Genomic DNA, 14,392 nt, shown 5'->3' on the forward strand with positions numbered 1-14,392 from the left:
ATACTATTAAATTTCTACACCGATATTCGTTTGTCCATCGGCCACCGCCAGTTGACGCAGCGCCTTAGCACTGTCTTTATCGAGTCGTGTCATGGCGGCAACAAAGTCGATTAACTCCCCAAGCACCTCAATTTCATATTCCATCAAGGGGTGCTGATTCACATCCTGCGAGCTATAGGGTTGTTCATCGAGCTCAAATTGATATTCGATCAGCCGGGCAACGGTACCCTGCGCTATCTTACATACGCTCACATATTCTTGTTCGTCTTTACTTTGTAAACCCTGAAGCAAGGTCAAAAGTGCGGTAGCAGCATCGATAGCAGGATAAACACCAAACACATCAAAGTCGTTCACCTCGGGCACGTTAGGCTCTACCTTTTCGACCAACTTATCTATGCTGATCTTGCTCTTAGGTAGGAGTATCTTCTCCCAGCATAGTGCCAGGGCGTTGCGCAACACCTCGGGCTCACCAAACTCAAGGGCTTCACTAAAGAGCGTATAGTTGGGCAGCATGCGTTCTAACAAAGCCGCCGCAAGGGCCGCCTTTTGCACCGTATTCAACTCACGAATACGCTGAAAGTTATTGGGCTTCTTCATTTTTATCTTTCATACAGGACCAGCACAAATCAAAGCTAGCGGGATTCCACTGCCGGCAATGCTGACATTGCCATTTTGCTGCTGGTGTTTTTGATTGGCGGTATTCTAGCAAGATTTTTTTGGCCGCGGGCAGTTTTATGTCGTATACCCAGACACTGACCGTGGTTTCGGTGAAGGGGATTTCACCTAGCGCCCCTTGCAGGGCCTCACCCTTGAGCTGACATTGGATGCCGGCATGCTCAAGCATGCCTTTAACTATGTTGGCCTCGACGCTGTGCTCAGCGTCAAAGGCCTTCACCCATTTAAAGCTCATTTAGCGTGAACCTGTGAGCGTAAGTCACTTAGGCGTCGCTTTGCAGTTGCTTCTGGGCGTAGTCAAACTTAAGTTTATATTCCATCATTTTTTCTTGCGCCTGCTCAAGCTCGTCTTTTAGCTCAAGATGCTCAGAGCGCAAACTGTCGAACGCCTGACGCGCTTGCTTCGAGTCATTGTCGATACGTGAACGCAGGCTTTCATTGCGCTGTTGCTCATCGCGATGGCGCGAGCCCAACTCTTCAACCTGAGCTCTTAATTGCTCAAGTTCCTGGCTTTCTTGTTCACAGCGACTTTGTACCTGTTCAAGCTCGGCACTGATAGCACCTTTCTCTTCATCGAGGGCCTGGTTTTGCTCTTCAAGCTCGGCTAAACGCTGTTGCAGCTCGGCATGTTGCTGCTGCCACTGCTCTTGCTCTTGCTTCAATAAGCTGTGCTGTTGCTGAGCCTGCTCTTTTAGCACTTGCTCGTGTTGCTGCTCTTGCTCTTGCAATTGCTGCTGCAACTCATCGATGGCGGCAAGCTGCTCACTTAAACTGGCTATTTCTTGCTGCGCTTGTTGATATTGCTGCTCAGATTCTTGCTGCTGCGCTTGGAACTCGGCCAGCTGCTGACTCAGCTGCTCGTTCGCTGCTTTTTGCTCGGCTAACTGTTCCTGTTCGGCATTAAGCTCATTACGCAACTCTTCGCCTAGATTCTTTAAGCGCTGCACCATCACCTGCTGGTTTTCACCTTCTTCGGTCGATTCATTCAACTGCTCGGATAGATCTGAAAGCTGTTGATTTTGGCGGCTTACCAGCTGCTCATAATGAGCAAGCTGTTCTGAAATGGCTTCATTTTCTTTTTGTAACTCAACAAGCTGCTCTGCGGCTTGCTCGCTGCCTTGTTGTTGTTCGGCCATTTCCTTAAGCTTTTCCTGCCAGGCAATATTGCTTTGACGCTGACTTTCCAATGCTTCTTTAAGCGCCTTATTGTCTTTTTCAAAGGCTGCTTTTTGTTCTCTTAGGGTCGCTACCGCGCCCAGTAACTCTTCACGCTCGCCTTGCGAGTTGTAATTGTCGCTTTCCAGCTCAGTTAACTTGTGCTTAAGCGCCGCCAGCTCATGTTGTTTTTGCTTTAGCTGCACGTGTTCATCGGCATACTGAGCATTTTCTTGTTGAGCTTCGAGTAATTGGCGATTCTGCGTGGCATAACGCTCTTTTAAGGCCGCCAGCTCACCGCGCGCCTCTTCGAGTTGTTCGGCATCGTCGGCATTGTGTTTATTACCTAATTGAGCGGCAACGAGCGCAATACTCAATTGTTGACCTAGTTGTGCGGCGAATTGACGCAGCGGTTGATTATCAGAAGAGTCAGCCAGGGCGTTATTTAATTGCTCCGGCTCAACGTTAAATAAATCTGCACAGCGCTGTGCGAACTCCTGTGCCAATTTATCTGGTACCTCTTGCTGTTGAGGTTTACCATTGTTGATAGCCATTTTTCCCCCTTAACATAGACGTATCGTGCTGCATTTATCACTTAAACCGAACATCTATTTCGCATATATATATGCTTGATTAAACTTGTCTAATGCCTTAGTTTCTAAGGCCGACAGCAAAATTGTTAATATTAAGCCTGTTATTTGTAAAAAAGTCTAGCCTATAGTTAACATTCCACTATTATAAACGTCAATAATGGAAAAAAGATGACATTAACCACGCCTGCACTGCTTTTTCCGGCCATTTCCCTACTACTTTTGGCTTACACGAACCGCTTTTTAGTGCTGGCTCAATTGATCCGCGAACTCAATGCCCGCGAGGGTGAGCACATTAGGCCTTTTGTGGCTCAGCAAATCAATAACTTAAAGAAAAGAATTCGCCTTATACGGACCATGCAGGTATGGGGTGTGGCCTCTTTTTTATTATGTACTTTGGCAATGTTTGCGCTGTTTGTACAGGTTAATTTAATCGGCACAATTTTATTTGGTATCAGTTTAGTAGCCTTGATGATCTCGCTGCTCACTTCGCTCTATGAAATCCATATTTCTTGTGACGCCATAGCCATTGAACTCGAATCCATAGGGCAGAAAAAGTAATACTTTAGAATTAAAAGAAGATGAACGGAACACTTAGACTATAAAGCCCATTATTTCCAGTAAATATCGGCCAGTTTTGAGTATAAAATTCTTACTTTCGGGACGCTTATTTAGGCTTTTAACGGCCCAGTGAAAAGGACTTTTTAGCCGTCCCCCTATTTATTTGGGGTACAATGTACTAATATTGAACTCGGCTACAAAGCAAAGACCTATATACTTACTTTAAGGGATTTAAAAGTGAGATTTGAACAATTAAAGCAGTTTTTAGCACTCGGCTCGTTACGCCATTTTCGTCAGGCCGCAGAACAAACCAACATCAGTACTTCAGCATTAACCCGCAGTATTCAAACACTCGAACAAGAAGTGGGTCATCAACTGGTAAAACGCTCTACTCGCTCGGTAATATTAACGGAGCAAGGGGAAATGTTCCTGCATTTTTGCAGACGCACCCTGGACGAATATAACCAGATAGTTCAGCGTTTAGATCACAGCCAAGGCAAGCGCGATAATCTCTTAGTGGTTGGTTACACCAACTCAGCCAGCACCATAGTGCCAATTTCCTGCGGCCAATTTATGGCCCGGCATCCGGAAATCAAAATTGAGATGCAGTTGCAAGAAAGCGCTGCCCTATACTCCATGCTAAAGCGCGGCGAGATAGATATCTATGTCAGCGAAGAAGACCAAGACAACAACACCATAGATATTCATCTGCCAGACCAATTACTGCTCTTTGCTCGCAAGGATCACCCCCTTGCCAGCCAAGATTGCATTACCCTGGAAGATCTTGCTCCCTACCCCTTGTTTGGCTGTTTTTCACAAAGCCTGCACGTACAAAGCATGATAGGTGAAGCCGCTCAGTTGCTTAACAAGGGCGATGATATTCGTTTGGGTAGCCTGGGCGAAATCATTAGCTGCGTTAACAACAACCACAATATCGCCATTGCCGCCATCGAGCATGCTAAGGCCCTGAGCGCTCACCCGGAATTGGTTCAAATCCGCTCCAATAGCAGTGCCACTGCGGCCCGCTTTGTGGTGAAAACCCAGCAGACCTCGCAACCACATAGCCATCTTGATGAGCTCCTGACAGTTATCACGCAAACGGCCAATGCGCAGGGCTTAGAAGCATAAAAGTAATACCGTTGATAAAGTTCTCACTGCTTTTCTTTTTCAGCGGTATACTTAGCCACCTTTAACTTCCCTGCCCCACATGTGAATACAGAACTGTTGTTTGACCGTGTCCTTGATGATGTCCATCAGCAAGGCTACGCCATTATTGAGCAAGCACTGTGCCCGGACCTCACCGCGCAACTTTACGCCACAGCACAAGCACAGCTATCGGCATTTTCTCCGGCCGCCATAGGCCGTCAGGAAGAGCTGCAACTAAACAGCGAGGTAAGAAAGGATAAGACCTTGTGGTTTAGCGGCGACTGCGCAGCAGAGCGCGATTATTTGGCTGTCATGGAAGCATTGCGTTTGACCGTAAACCGCCACTTTTATTTAGGCTTATTCGACTATGAATGTCACTTTGCCTACTACCAAGCAGGGGATTTCTATAAAAAACACTATGATGCCTTTAAGGGGCGTTCGAACCGGGTGTTAACCACGGTTTTTTACCTCAATACCCCACCCCAGGGCGGTGAACTGGTGATTTACAAACCCCGCTCCAAGGAGGTGGCTGAGCGAGTGTCTCCCAAGGCCGGCACCTTAGTGGTATTTGAAAGCGAGCGCTTTATGCATGAAGTACTGGCGGCGCAGCAGCCACGCTTTTCTATCGCCGGCTGGTTTAGAAAAAACACCTCCATTGCCGGGGTAATCGACCCGCCGCGCTAAAAGCAAAACTCTGTGATGCGCCCAGTCTGGGCGCTTTATCAAAACAGACTGATGGCCAGGCCGATAAAAATGGCCATACCCACATAATGATTATTCAAAAATGCCGCAAAGCAGGCATCCTGATCACGCTGACGACTTAAATAAAGCTGCCGTAATAACAGCAAGGCGGCCACCAAGAGCCCAAGCCAGTATGGCCAAGCCAATTTCGCCGAATAACCTATGTACACCAAGATGGCCATAAACAGGGCGTTAAGAAGCGCCACCATGGCCAAATCAAAGCGCCCAAAAAGAATCGCCGTGGACTTAATGCCAATTTTCACATCATCGTCCCTGTCCACCATGGCATAAAGGGTATCGTAAGCCACGGTCCACAAGAGATTAGCCACAAACAGCAACCAGGCCTGCATAGGCACGGTTTCCAGGGTAGCCATATAGGCCATTGGAATAGCCCAGCTGAAGGCCGCCCCCAGCACCACCTGAGGCAAATGGGTGTAGCGCTTCATAAAGGGGTAACAGGCGGCCAAAGCCAAAGCCGCAAAAGACAAAGCTATGGTTTGCCAGTTGAGCAGCAACACCAGCATAAAGGCCATGATCACCAGTAAGGCAAAGAGGCTAAGGGCCTCACCGGCGCTGACCTTGCCGGCGGCCAAGGGCCGGGCCTGAGTACGAGCTACGGCACCATCTACCTTACGGTCGGCAAAATCATTGATCACACAGCCGGCGCTGCGCATTACAAACACCCCGGCGGAAAATATCACTATCAACTCAAGATCAGGCCATCCTTCGGCCGCCAGCCACAGGGCCCATAGCGTCGGCCACAACAGCAATAAGGTGCCTATGGGCTTATCGGTGCGCATAAGCTGTTGATAGTGAGGCCTGTGTGCCCAATGCAATGCTGCTAACTTCATAGGTACGGATAGGCTCCCGGTAAAAACACCTCGCACACCATGATCTCTTGCCCGGTTAGGTTAAAGCGACTGCGACGTCCCCATAAGGGCTGGGTCGGCAAGTTAAAGGACTGAGTTAAGGCTTGAAGGTCGCTATTGGCACTAAAGTCGGCAACCTGCAATTGCTGACGGGACAACATGGGGTCTTGAAAAATCACTTCGCCCAAAGGCGTATCGCCAAGATGAGTTAAATCCACGCCCTGCTCAGGATGAGCATGACAGGGGATCCAACTTTGGGCATAAACCATGGGACGGTTATCGCAAAACAAGATCACTTCGCGCACACGTAACTGCGCGCTAGTACTGCTAAAGATGTCGCTTTGGTAAGTATCGGCGGCCACAAGGCGCTCACTGAGCACCTCAACGGCAAACTGCTGGGATAAAGATTTAAGCCGCTGGGTAAGCGAGTTTGGCTCGACTAACCAGTCAAGCAATTGCGCTGATAAGGCGACGCACTCGACATTTTGCCATTGCGCCTGCAGCGAAAGAGGGTAAGTAGGCAAAGGACCACTCGAATAAATCAAAAAAACACCAGCGGATCATACCACTGCTCAGGCAAGGGCTAAAGAGATGTGTTTACCACTGCGTTATTACATTTGCCCTGGACGCAAAAACGACAAGCACGTAAAGTAACGCTAACGGAATTTATTATAACGATCACACATTATGCGCTTTGCAACTAAGCTGCTATTCGCACTGACTTTATTACTTACCATTGGGGCGCCCAACAAGGCCCTAGCCGACGTTGGCTATTATGGCTTTGAGCCCGATATCGTCGCCAATTACATCAGTGTCTCGGGGCGTAAACTCGGCTATGTGCGCGTCACCGTCGACCTGATGCTCGAAGACATCAACAACCTGGCGGTGGTGGAGCATCATATGCCGCTGCTACGCGATGCCATAGTCGAAATTCTCTCGCAAGAGCCGGAAGAAAAAATCAAAAGCCTGAGCGGGCGTGAAGAAATCCGACAAAAATGCCTTGAGCGCATTAACACCCTGCTGCAGCAGGAAACCGGTCAGGATATTATCCGCGACCTGCTCTTTACCAAGTACCTCTACCATTAATAGAAAGTAAAAAAGCGACCTTAGGTCGCTTTTTTACTGCCGCTCAGTATTGCGACTCAATGCCATAAACACCGCAATCAGCATCCCGCTGAGCAGGCCACCTAAGTGCGCCCAATTGGCCATGGGCATAAAGAAGGTATCGGTAAAACCGAAGGCCAACCACAGTAATAAGAAGCCTATCATGCCCTTGGTCATCATGGGCTTGGTCTTTGCCAGCAAGGGATATATCCAGCAAAAGCCGACCTGGGCATACACCACCCCGGAAAGGCCACCAAAATTAGGCCCCACCATTAGATACTGTGCCCAACTGCTGACCAAGGAGCCGATAATAAACACACTGATCAGTGTCATTTTTGAGGTTTGCCGCTCAATGGCCGGGCCCAGGGTCAGCCACCATAACACATTAAAAATCAGATGAATGGCGGAGAAATGGACGATAGAGGGCGTCAACCAGGATAAAGGCTGTGTGGGATTAAACTGCAGCAGCGGAAAAATCTCGGCGAATTGACCGAGCAAGAACAAGGCATAGATCAGCACACTCACAATGCTGATGCCCTTAACCAGCAGGCTTAATTGGTTAAAGCGCTGCAACAGGTTCAGTTTGGTGCCGCCGTAAACCAGGCCCGAGTCGGTGCGCCCACTTTGCCACGCGGCATCGGCATAACGGGGGTGATCCGGCTGCGCCTGAAATTCCTGCCATAATGGCTGAACCTGATGAAAGTGCTCCGGGGCAACACCAATAATCACATGGCCCTGCTCGCCTTGTCGGAGCGCGCCCACAAAGCCCTTGGTGCCGATATAATCGACAAAGCCTTGCGCCGCGCGCACATTATTGGTGCTGCCAAGTTCTATCATTTTTCAACCAGTTCCGGAAATTGTGTGGCCCAGGCCGAGAAGCCGCCATCCATAGTATAGACATCATCAAAGCCCTGCTCGGCCAGATAACCCGCTGCACCTTGTGAGCTAATACCATGATAGCAAACAACAATAATTGGCTGGTCATACTCTTTATGAAGCATAAACTCACCGATATTACTATTGCTTAGGTGCTCGGCCTTGGGAATATGTCCGGCCGCAAAGGAGTTGGGATCGCGAATATCCGCAATCACCACATTTTCATCATTTAACAGGGCCTGGGTCTGCGCCACTGAAATATGTTTGTATGCCATAGTGTTGTAACTACTCTTGTAAAACAAAAGGCGGCCTCAGCCGCCTTATTTTTGCTCATTATGCCCAGTCTAAAATGACTTTACCAGACTGGCCGCTAAGCATGGTATCGAAGCCTTCCTGGAAGTCATCGATATTAAATTCATGGGTAATAATGGGTGAGATATCCAGGCCCGATTGGATCAGGCTGGCCATCTTGTACCAGGTTTCGAACATTTCTCGACCGTAAATACCCTTGATGATCAAACCCTTGAAAATAACCTGGTTCCAATCAACGGCCATATCCGAAGGTGGAATACCCAGCATGGCAATTTTACCGCCATGGTTCATGTTATTGAGCATGGAGTTGAACGCCACCGGCACACCCGACATTTCCAGGCCCACGTCGAAGCCTTCGGTCATGCCCAGCTCTTTCATCACGTCTTCGAGCTTTTCCTGGCTTACGTTAACGGCGCGGGTAGCACCCATTTTCTTAGCCAGATCAAGACGGTACTCGTTAATGTCGGTGATCACCACGTTGCGGGCACCCACGTGCTTAGCAACCGCGGCGGCCATAATACCGATAGGACCGGCACCGGTGATCAACACGTCTTCACCCACCAGGTCGAAAGACAGCGCCGTGTGCACCGCATTACCGAACGGGTCGAAAATAGACGCCAATTCATCCGGAATATTATCTGGAATTTTAAAGGCATTGAATGCAGGGATAACCAGGTATTCCGCGAAGCTACCCTCTCGGTTTACGCCCACACCAATAGTGTTGCGGCACAGGTGTACACGACCAGCGCGACAGTTACGACAGTGGCCGCAGGTAATGTGGCCTTCGCCAGAAACACGGTCGCCAATTTCGAAACCGCGCACTTCCTGGCCCATGTCCACCACTTCGCCCACGTATTCATGACCGACAACCATGGGCACAGGAATGGTGTTTTGCGCCCACTCATCCCAGTTGTAGATATGCACATCGGTACCACAAATGGCGGTTTTGCGAATTTTGATCAGTAGATCGTTATGACCTACTTCCGGCTTAGGGGCATCCGTCATCCAGATGCCTTTTTCTGCCTTAAGTTTTGATAATGCTTTCATCAATGCGCTTCCTTAAATAACGCCCAACTCTTTACCAATACGGGTAAAGGCTGCAATCGCTTTATCAAGCTGCTCTTTGCTGTGAGCAGCTGAGATTTGCGTACGAATACGCGCCTGGCCCTTAGGTACCACAGGGAAAGAGAAGCCAGTAACATAAATGCCTTCGGCAAGTAGCTTATCCGCCATTTCACCGGCTAGCTTGGCATCGCCCAGCATCACCGGAATGATGGCATGGTCTTTACCCGCACAGGTAAAGCCTGCGGCTTCCATTTGCTCACGGAAGTAAGCGGCGTTTGACCACAGGGTATCGCGTAGCTCTTTACCGTCGGCCAGCATCTCTAATACCTTAATAGAGGCGGTGACGATTGACGGTGCCAAAGAGTTAGAGAACAAGTATGGACGCGAACGCTGACGCAACCACTCGACAATCTCTTTCTTACCCGAAGTATAGCCGCCCGAAGCGCCACCCAGGGCTTTACCCAGGGTACCCGTGATAATATCGACACGGTCCATGACGCCACAGTATTCCGGCGTACCACGGCCGTTTTCACCTACGAAACCAACGGCGTGAGAATCATCCACCATCACCAGGGCATCGTACTTGTCGGCCAGGTCACAAACGGCTTTAAGATTACAGATAACACCGTCCATTGAGAACACGCCATCGGTGGCGATCAGCTTGGTTTTAGCACCCGCTTCGTCGGCGGCGATCAATTGCTGCTCAAGGTCCGCCATGTCGTTGTTAGCATAACGGAAGCGCTTGGCTTTACACAGACGCACACCGTCGATGATGGAAGCGTGGTTTAATGAATCTGAGATAATGGCATCGTCGGCACCAAGAATGGTTTCGAACAGGCCGGCGTTGGCGTCAAAACACGACGAGTACAAAATAGTGTCTTCGGTTTGTAGAAACTCGCTGATTTTCGCTTCAAGAGTTTTATGAATGTCCTGCGTACCACAGATAAAGCGTACCGAGGCCACGCCGAAACCGTGATCGCTCAAACCTTGCTGTGCCGCTTTGATCAGCTCAGGGTGGTTAGCTAAACCCAGGTAGTTGTTGGCACAAAAGTTAATAACCTTGTCGCCACTGGCTACTTGAATTTCGGCTTGCTGTTGTGAGGTGATAATACGCTCGCTTTTGTACAGGCCATCGGCTTTAACTTGCTCGATTTGTGCTTGCAGCTGGCTATAAAACGCAGAAGCTCTCATAAATTTCTCCAATACTTGAACCGACTCTCTTGGCCGGGCCGGTTCAGCGGTTAATAAATATTTGCGGGTATTGTAAAAGGTTTGCGGCACAATTGCATCGTTTGTCGTTCATCGCGGCACCTATAATCATGCATGGAACGAGAATAAATACCCAGGCTGTATCTAAGCTTTTATCAGGGCGGGTACTTCGGCAAGGGAGTCACAGACCAGGTCGGCATCTGTCAACGCCTGCTCGGCAAACTCCTGACCGCTGCGCACCAGAATCTTAGTGCCTATGCCACAGCGCTTGGCCGCCAGCATATCACCGTGTTTATCGCCAACCATGATGCACTGGCCTGGCTCTAACTCAAACGCCTCTATGCCCTGTTGCAACATGCCGGGCTCGGGTTTACGACAATCGCAGTCAACGCCGTAGTCGCCTTGGCCCTTAGTGGGGTGATGGGGGCAATAATAAATGGCATCCAGCTGGACGCCGTGCGCGGCGAATTGCGCCGTCATCCAGTCGCTCAACTCGGCAAATTGTGCCTCGTTGTAATAACCCCGGCCAATGCCCGACTGATTGGTGACCACAATTAAACGATAGCCCATCTGCTGCAAGGCCAGACAGGCAGCAAACACGCCGTCGATAAATTCAAAGTCTTCGGCTTTGTGGACATAAGCATGATCGACGTTGATAACCCCGTCTCTATCTAAAAATACCGCTTTATTGCTCATAATCGGTGCTCTCGTACTACCTTATCGAACATGGCAATCACATCATCCACGCCAATACGGTCCATCAGCTCCCCCTTGGCACGCACGCCCCAAGGCAGTTCACTGGCTGGCTTACCGTATTGTTCTTGCACCGCCTGGTTATACACCTCAACCACATACTCCTGATACAGATAGGGTCCGGTGCGCTTGGGATTGGAGTGGGCATACAGGCCGATCACCGGCGTGCCCTGAGTCACGGCCATGTGTGCCGGACCGGTATCCGGTGCCAACACCAGGGTCGCCAGACCCAACACACAGGTTAATTCTTTTAAGCTGGTTTTACCCACCAGGTTGAGCACCGGCTGCTGACAATGATTGATGATCTGCTCGGCAAGCTGCTGCTCCATCGTCGTAGGTCCACCACTAATAGCGACGCGGAATCCCTGTGCCATGGCATGCTCGGCCACCGCGGCATAACGCTCCGGTAACCAGTTGCGCTCGGCCTTACTTGCCGCTGGGCTTATCACCAGCAGGGGCTCACCATCGTCGCCCACCAGCTTCATGGCGTTTTGCTTGTCCGTGTCGCTGAGCGGCATTTGCCAATGAGGGGTAAAGTCGGTGACGCCCAGTTGCTCGGCAAACTGCAAAAAACCTTCTAACACGTGGGGCTGTTCTTTGGCGGCAATACGACGGTTGATAAACCAGCTATGCAGCTCTTTAGAGCGTGCCTTGTCGAAGCCGATTTTGACCTTGGCGCGAATACAGCGACTCGCCAGCCCGGCGCGAAAGGCCACCTGCATATTCAGCAGCACATCGAATTGTCGCCCGTTAAGCTGCTCACGCAGGGTTTTAAACGCCTGGCGCCCCTGCTTTTTATCAAACACCACAAACTCAACGCCGGGTAAACCGTCGAGTAACATGGCCTCGACCTTACCTATTACCCAAGTAATTTTGGCTTCGGGATGCACCCGTTGAATGGCTTGTACGGCGGCCACCGCGTGACAGACATCACCGATGGCGGATAAACGAAGAATACAGATAGATTGCACGGAATTGAGTTGCAAAACGAGCGTCCTAAAGCAAAAGTCTGAGCAAATGTTAAAGCAACGCCAGCGCATTGCAAGTTCAATAAGAAGTTTACCCTGCGAGTTTATCGTTGCGGTAAAAAAAGCTACACTGGCAAGCTCCTGCAGCCAATCTGTTTATTTGGGTCTGTTTATTATGCAACTGACTTCCCTTGCCCCGACGCTTACCCTGTTTACCCCGAATGCCGATGTCGGCGAGATCACCAAACAATGGTTTTCTCCCGAACACTGGTTGGCCCAGGATAAGGTGTATGCACAGAAAACCGGACGCGCCACCGCCTACTTTTTCGCCCAAGACGATTTGCGTGCCGTACTTCGTCATTATTGGCGCGGCGGCTTGGTTGGTAAGGTATTGCAAGATCAGTACCTCTATACCGGCATAAAGGACACCCGAGTCTACCGCGAATTTGCGTTGATGTGTGACCTATATCAACAAGGCCTGCCGGTGGTCGAGCCCATTGCCGCCTTGGTTAAGCGCTCCGGTCTGATTTACCGCGGCGACATCATTACCCGCGCCTTAGAAGGGGCACAAAGTCTGTGTGAACGTCTGCAGGCCGGCCCCTTAAACGAGCACACCCTAAAGCGTATAGGCCAAACCTTGGCTCGCTTCCATAAAGCCGGGGTCTATCACGCCGATTTGAATATCAATAATATTCTCTTTGATGGCGAAGATGAGGTGTACGTCATTGATTTTGACAGGGGGGAGGTACGCCAGCCAGATGAACAATGGCAGCAGCAGAACATGGCCAGATTAGCGCGCAGCTTTGCCAAGGAAGCCGGTCGTCAAAGCACCTTTCATTGGCAGGAAAAAGACTGGTTGTGTTTAATGGCAGCCTATCAGCAAGCACTTACCTACTGATAAGGCTTGCTGATAGGATAAACGGCGAATTAAGAGCGGATTTTGCTGATCACGTTGGACGTTGAGCAGCCGTTTAGAAACTCCAGCACCTCAACCTGACCACCGTGACGCAATACGTGCTCGGCACCGGCGATCTCTTCCACCTTGTAATCCCCGCCTTTAACGAGAATATCCGGGCTCACCTGCTCGATAAGCTTGGCCGGGGTGTCGTTTTCTTCCACCTTTCCGAAGGGGATCACCCAGTCCACCGAGGCCAAGGCACTCAGTACCATGGCACGCTCTTCAAGCGGGTTGATAGGACGCTCAGGGCCCTTTAAGCGGGCAATGGAATCATCGGTATTTAACCCCACCACTAGGCGGTCGCCCATGGCCTTGGCCTGGGCCAGATAACGCACATGACCGGCATGGAGAATATCGAAACAGCCATTGGTGAACACGATTTTCTCACCATTTTGCTTGGCAAATTCAATATGCTGCAACACGGACTCAAACGGCGCCTGATAATGCTCGCCATTTTCGCGCAGGTATTGTCCCAACTTACGGCTGAGCTCCTCCGGCGAAACGGTGGCGGCACCGAGTTTGCTTACCGCAATACCGGCGGCAATATTAGCCAGCTCCACCGCATCCGCTGGGGCCATGCCGGCACCTAGCATCACGGTCAGGGTAGCGATCACAGTATCACCGGCACCGGTAACATCACTGACCTCACGCACCTGGGCGGCAAAGTCGTGCTTTTCGGTGGCGCTGATCAGCGACATGCCCTGCTCGGAGCGGGTCAACAACATGGCACCTATGCCGGCCTCGCGAATAAGTGCACGGGCACTGGCGGTCAACGCCTGCTCATCACTGCTGTCACCGCCGGCTAGCCTGAATTCATTGAGGTTTGGGGTGATATAATCGGCACCACGATACAGGCTAAGCTGCGGCGATTTAGGGTCAACCAACACGGTTTTACCGGCATCCTTGGCAACGCGGATCATCGCCTCAATCAGGGTCAGTGAACCCTTGTTGTAGTCGGAGAAGAGGACAAAGTCGTAGTCATCCACCACGCGCTCAAGGCGTTGTAGCAACAATTGTGAATGTTCTTTATTGAATTGCTCTTCCTGATCCAGACGCACCACCTGCTGATGGCGGCTGATCACCCGCATTTTCGCTATGGTCGGCAGCTCCACCACCTGCACCAGCTGCGAGTCGATGTGTTCTTGCGCCAAAATGCGCTGCAGGGTTTGCCCGCTTTCGTCATCGCCAATCAAACCGAGCAAGGCCACCTGACCGTCGAGTCGGGCAATGTTTTTAGCGACGTTAGCGGCACCACCGGCCTTGTCTTCAAGGCGGTTTACCTTCACCACGGGTACCGGCGCCTCCGGTGAGATGCGTCCGGAGTCGCCATGCCAGTAGCGGTCGAGCATCACATCGCCAACCACCAACACCTTGGCTTTATTTAGATTTTTAAGTAATCCCAGATCCATG

General features: G+C 50.5%; 17 protein-coding genes. 5 read left to right on the forward strand and 12 right to left on the reverse strand.

What is annotated here, in order from left to right:
- Window positions 1-6: 6 nt before the first annotated feature.
- From KD147_RS11060 to KD147_RS11070, 3 genes are read right to left on the reverse strand one after another with little or no spacing between them, the layout of a single operon-like run.
- A complete protein-coding gene (locus KD147_RS11060) occupies window positions 7-597 on the reverse strand; it encodes a YjaG family protein (protein ID WP_212547899.1) in 591 nt (196 codons plus the stop codon).
- The gene (locus KD147_RS11065; RefSeq protein ID WP_212547900.1) at window positions 581-910 is read right to left on the reverse strand and encodes a putative signal transducing protein; all 330 of its coding nucleotides are present in this window, start codon (window positions 908-910) and stop codon (window positions 581-583) included. The genes KD147_RS11060 and KD147_RS11065 overlap by 17 nt, the downstream gene beginning before the upstream one ends.
- Window positions 911-938: 28 nt before the next feature.
- The gene (locus tag KD147_RS11070; protein ID WP_212547901.1) at window positions 939-2,384 is read right to left on the reverse strand and encodes a coiled-coil domain-containing protein; all 1,446 of its coding nucleotides are present in this window, start codon (window positions 2,382-2,384) and stop codon (window positions 939-941) included.
- A gap of 207 nt (window positions 2,385-2,591) precedes the next feature.
- Between KD147_RS11070 and KD147_RS11075 the strand changes: the two genes are divergently transcribed.
- The 3 genes from KD147_RS11075 (at window position 2,592) to KD147_RS11085 (ending at window position 4,811) form a co-directional block, all read left to right on the forward strand.
- Window positions 2,592-2,981, forward strand: a complete 390-nt coding sequence (locus KD147_RS11075) for a DUF2721 domain-containing protein (protein WP_212547902.1) — start codon at window positions 2,592-2,594, stop codon at window positions 2,979-2,981.
- Window positions 2,982-3,218: 237 nt separating this feature from the next.
- Window positions 3,219-4,109, forward strand: a complete 891-nt coding sequence (locus tag KD147_RS11080) for a LysR family transcriptional regulator (protein WP_105255811.1) — start codon at window positions 3,219-3,221, stop codon at window positions 4,107-4,109.
- A gap of 81 nt (window positions 4,110-4,190) precedes the next feature.
- Complete coding sequence (locus KD147_RS11085) at window positions 4,191-4,811, forward strand: 2OG-Fe(II) oxygenase (RefSeq protein WP_212547903.1); 621 nt, start codon at window positions 4,191-4,193, stop codon at window positions 4,809-4,811.
- Window positions 4,812-4,849: 38 nt separating this feature from the next.
- Here the strand turns inward: KD147_RS11085 and ubiA are convergent, their stop codons facing one another.
- Both ubiA and KD147_RS11095 read right to left on the reverse strand, forming a co-directional pair.
- Entirely contained in the window at window positions 4,850-5,719 is an 870-nt protein-coding gene (gene ubiA, locus KD147_RS11090) for a 4-hydroxybenzoate octaprenyltransferase (protein ID WP_212547904.1), read from the reverse strand.
- Window positions 5,716-6,282 carry a chorismate--pyruvate lyase family protein gene (locus KD147_RS11095; RefSeq protein WP_105255814.1) on the reverse strand — a complete coding sequence of 189 codons (567 nt, stop codon included), beginning with the start codon at window positions 6,280-6,282 and terminating at the stop codon, window positions 5,716-5,718. The genes ubiA and KD147_RS11095 overlap by 4 nt, the downstream gene beginning before the upstream one ends.
- Window positions 6,283-6,424: 142 nt before the next feature.
- Here KD147_RS11095 and KD147_RS11100 point away from each other — a divergent pair, with 142 nt between their 5' ends.
- Window positions 6,425-6,823: a flagellar basal body-associated protein FliL gene (locus KD147_RS11100; RefSeq protein WP_105255815.1), complete on the forward strand. Its 399-nt coding sequence runs from the start codon at window positions 6,425-6,427 to the stop codon at window positions 6,821-6,823.
- 33 nt (window positions 6,824-6,856) lie between these two features.
- On the opposite strand, the gene glpG is transcribed toward KD147_RS11100, so the two are convergent.
- The 6 genes from glpG to KD147_RS11130 form a co-directional block, all read right to left on the reverse strand.
- Complete coding sequence (gene glpG / locus KD147_RS11105; RefSeq protein ID WP_212547905.1) at window positions 6,857-7,678, reverse strand: rhomboid family intramembrane serine protease GlpG; 822 nt, start codon at window positions 7,676-7,678, stop codon at window positions 6,857-6,859.
- The gene (gene glpE, locus KD147_RS11110; protein ID WP_105188307.1) at window positions 7,675-7,992 is read right to left on the reverse strand and encodes a thiosulfate sulfurtransferase GlpE; all 318 of its coding nucleotides are present in this window, start codon (window positions 7,990-7,992) and stop codon (window positions 7,675-7,677) included. The genes glpG and glpE overlap by 4 nt, the downstream gene beginning before the upstream one ends.
- Window positions 7,993-8,050: 58 nt before the next feature.
- Window positions 8,051-9,076, reverse strand: coding sequence for an L-threonine 3-dehydrogenase (gene tdh / locus KD147_RS11115; RefSeq protein WP_105188308.1), 1,026 nt, complete (start codon window positions 9,074-9,076; stop codon window positions 8,051-8,053).
- Between the two features lie 12 nt (window positions 9,077-9,088).
- Window positions 9,089-10,285 (reverse strand): glycine C-acetyltransferase, encoded by a 1,197-nt coding sequence (locus KD147_RS11120; RefSeq protein WP_105255817.1) that lies wholly within the window; start codon window positions 10,283-10,285, stop codon window positions 9,089-9,091.
- A gap of 162 nt (window positions 10,286-10,447) precedes the next feature.
- Window positions 10,448-10,999 carry a D-glycero-beta-D-manno-heptose 1,7-bisphosphate 7-phosphatase gene (gmhB, locus tag KD147_RS11125; RefSeq protein WP_105255818.1) on the reverse strand — a complete coding sequence of 184 codons (552 nt, stop codon included), beginning with the start codon at window positions 10,997-10,999 and terminating at the stop codon, window positions 10,448-10,450.
- A complete protein-coding gene (locus KD147_RS11130) occupies window positions 10,996-12,096 on the reverse strand; it encodes a glycosyltransferase family 9 protein (protein ID WP_212547906.1) in 1,101 nt (366 codons plus the stop codon). The genes gmhB and KD147_RS11130 overlap by 4 nt, the downstream gene beginning before the upstream one ends.
- Window positions 12,097-12,199: 103 nt before the next feature.
- On the opposite strand from KD147_RS11130, the gene KD147_RS11135 reads away from it, so the two are divergent.
- Entirely contained in the window at window positions 12,200-12,922 is a 723-nt protein-coding gene (locus KD147_RS11135; protein ID WP_212547907.1) for a 3-deoxy-D-manno-octulosonic acid kinase, read from the forward strand.
- 29 nt (window positions 12,923-12,951) lie between these two features.
- Here KD147_RS11135 and hldE read toward each other — a convergent pair whose 3' ends face one another.
- Window positions 12,952-14,391, reverse strand: coding sequence for a bifunctional D-glycero-beta-D-manno-heptose-7-phosphate kinase/D-glycero-beta-D-manno-heptose 1-phosphate adenylyltransferase HldE (gene hldE / locus KD147_RS11140; RefSeq protein ID WP_105188312.1), 1,440 nt, complete (start codon window positions 14,389-14,391; stop codon window positions 12,952-12,954).
- Window position 14,392 lies beyond the last annotated feature (1 nt).

Origin of the sequence: Pseudoalteromonas sp. BDTF-M6, from assembly GCF_018334135.1 — a bacterium.
In the GTDB taxonomy this organism is placed as follows: Bacteria; Pseudomonadota; Gammaproteobacteria; order Enterobacterales; family Alteromonadaceae; genus Pseudoalteromonas.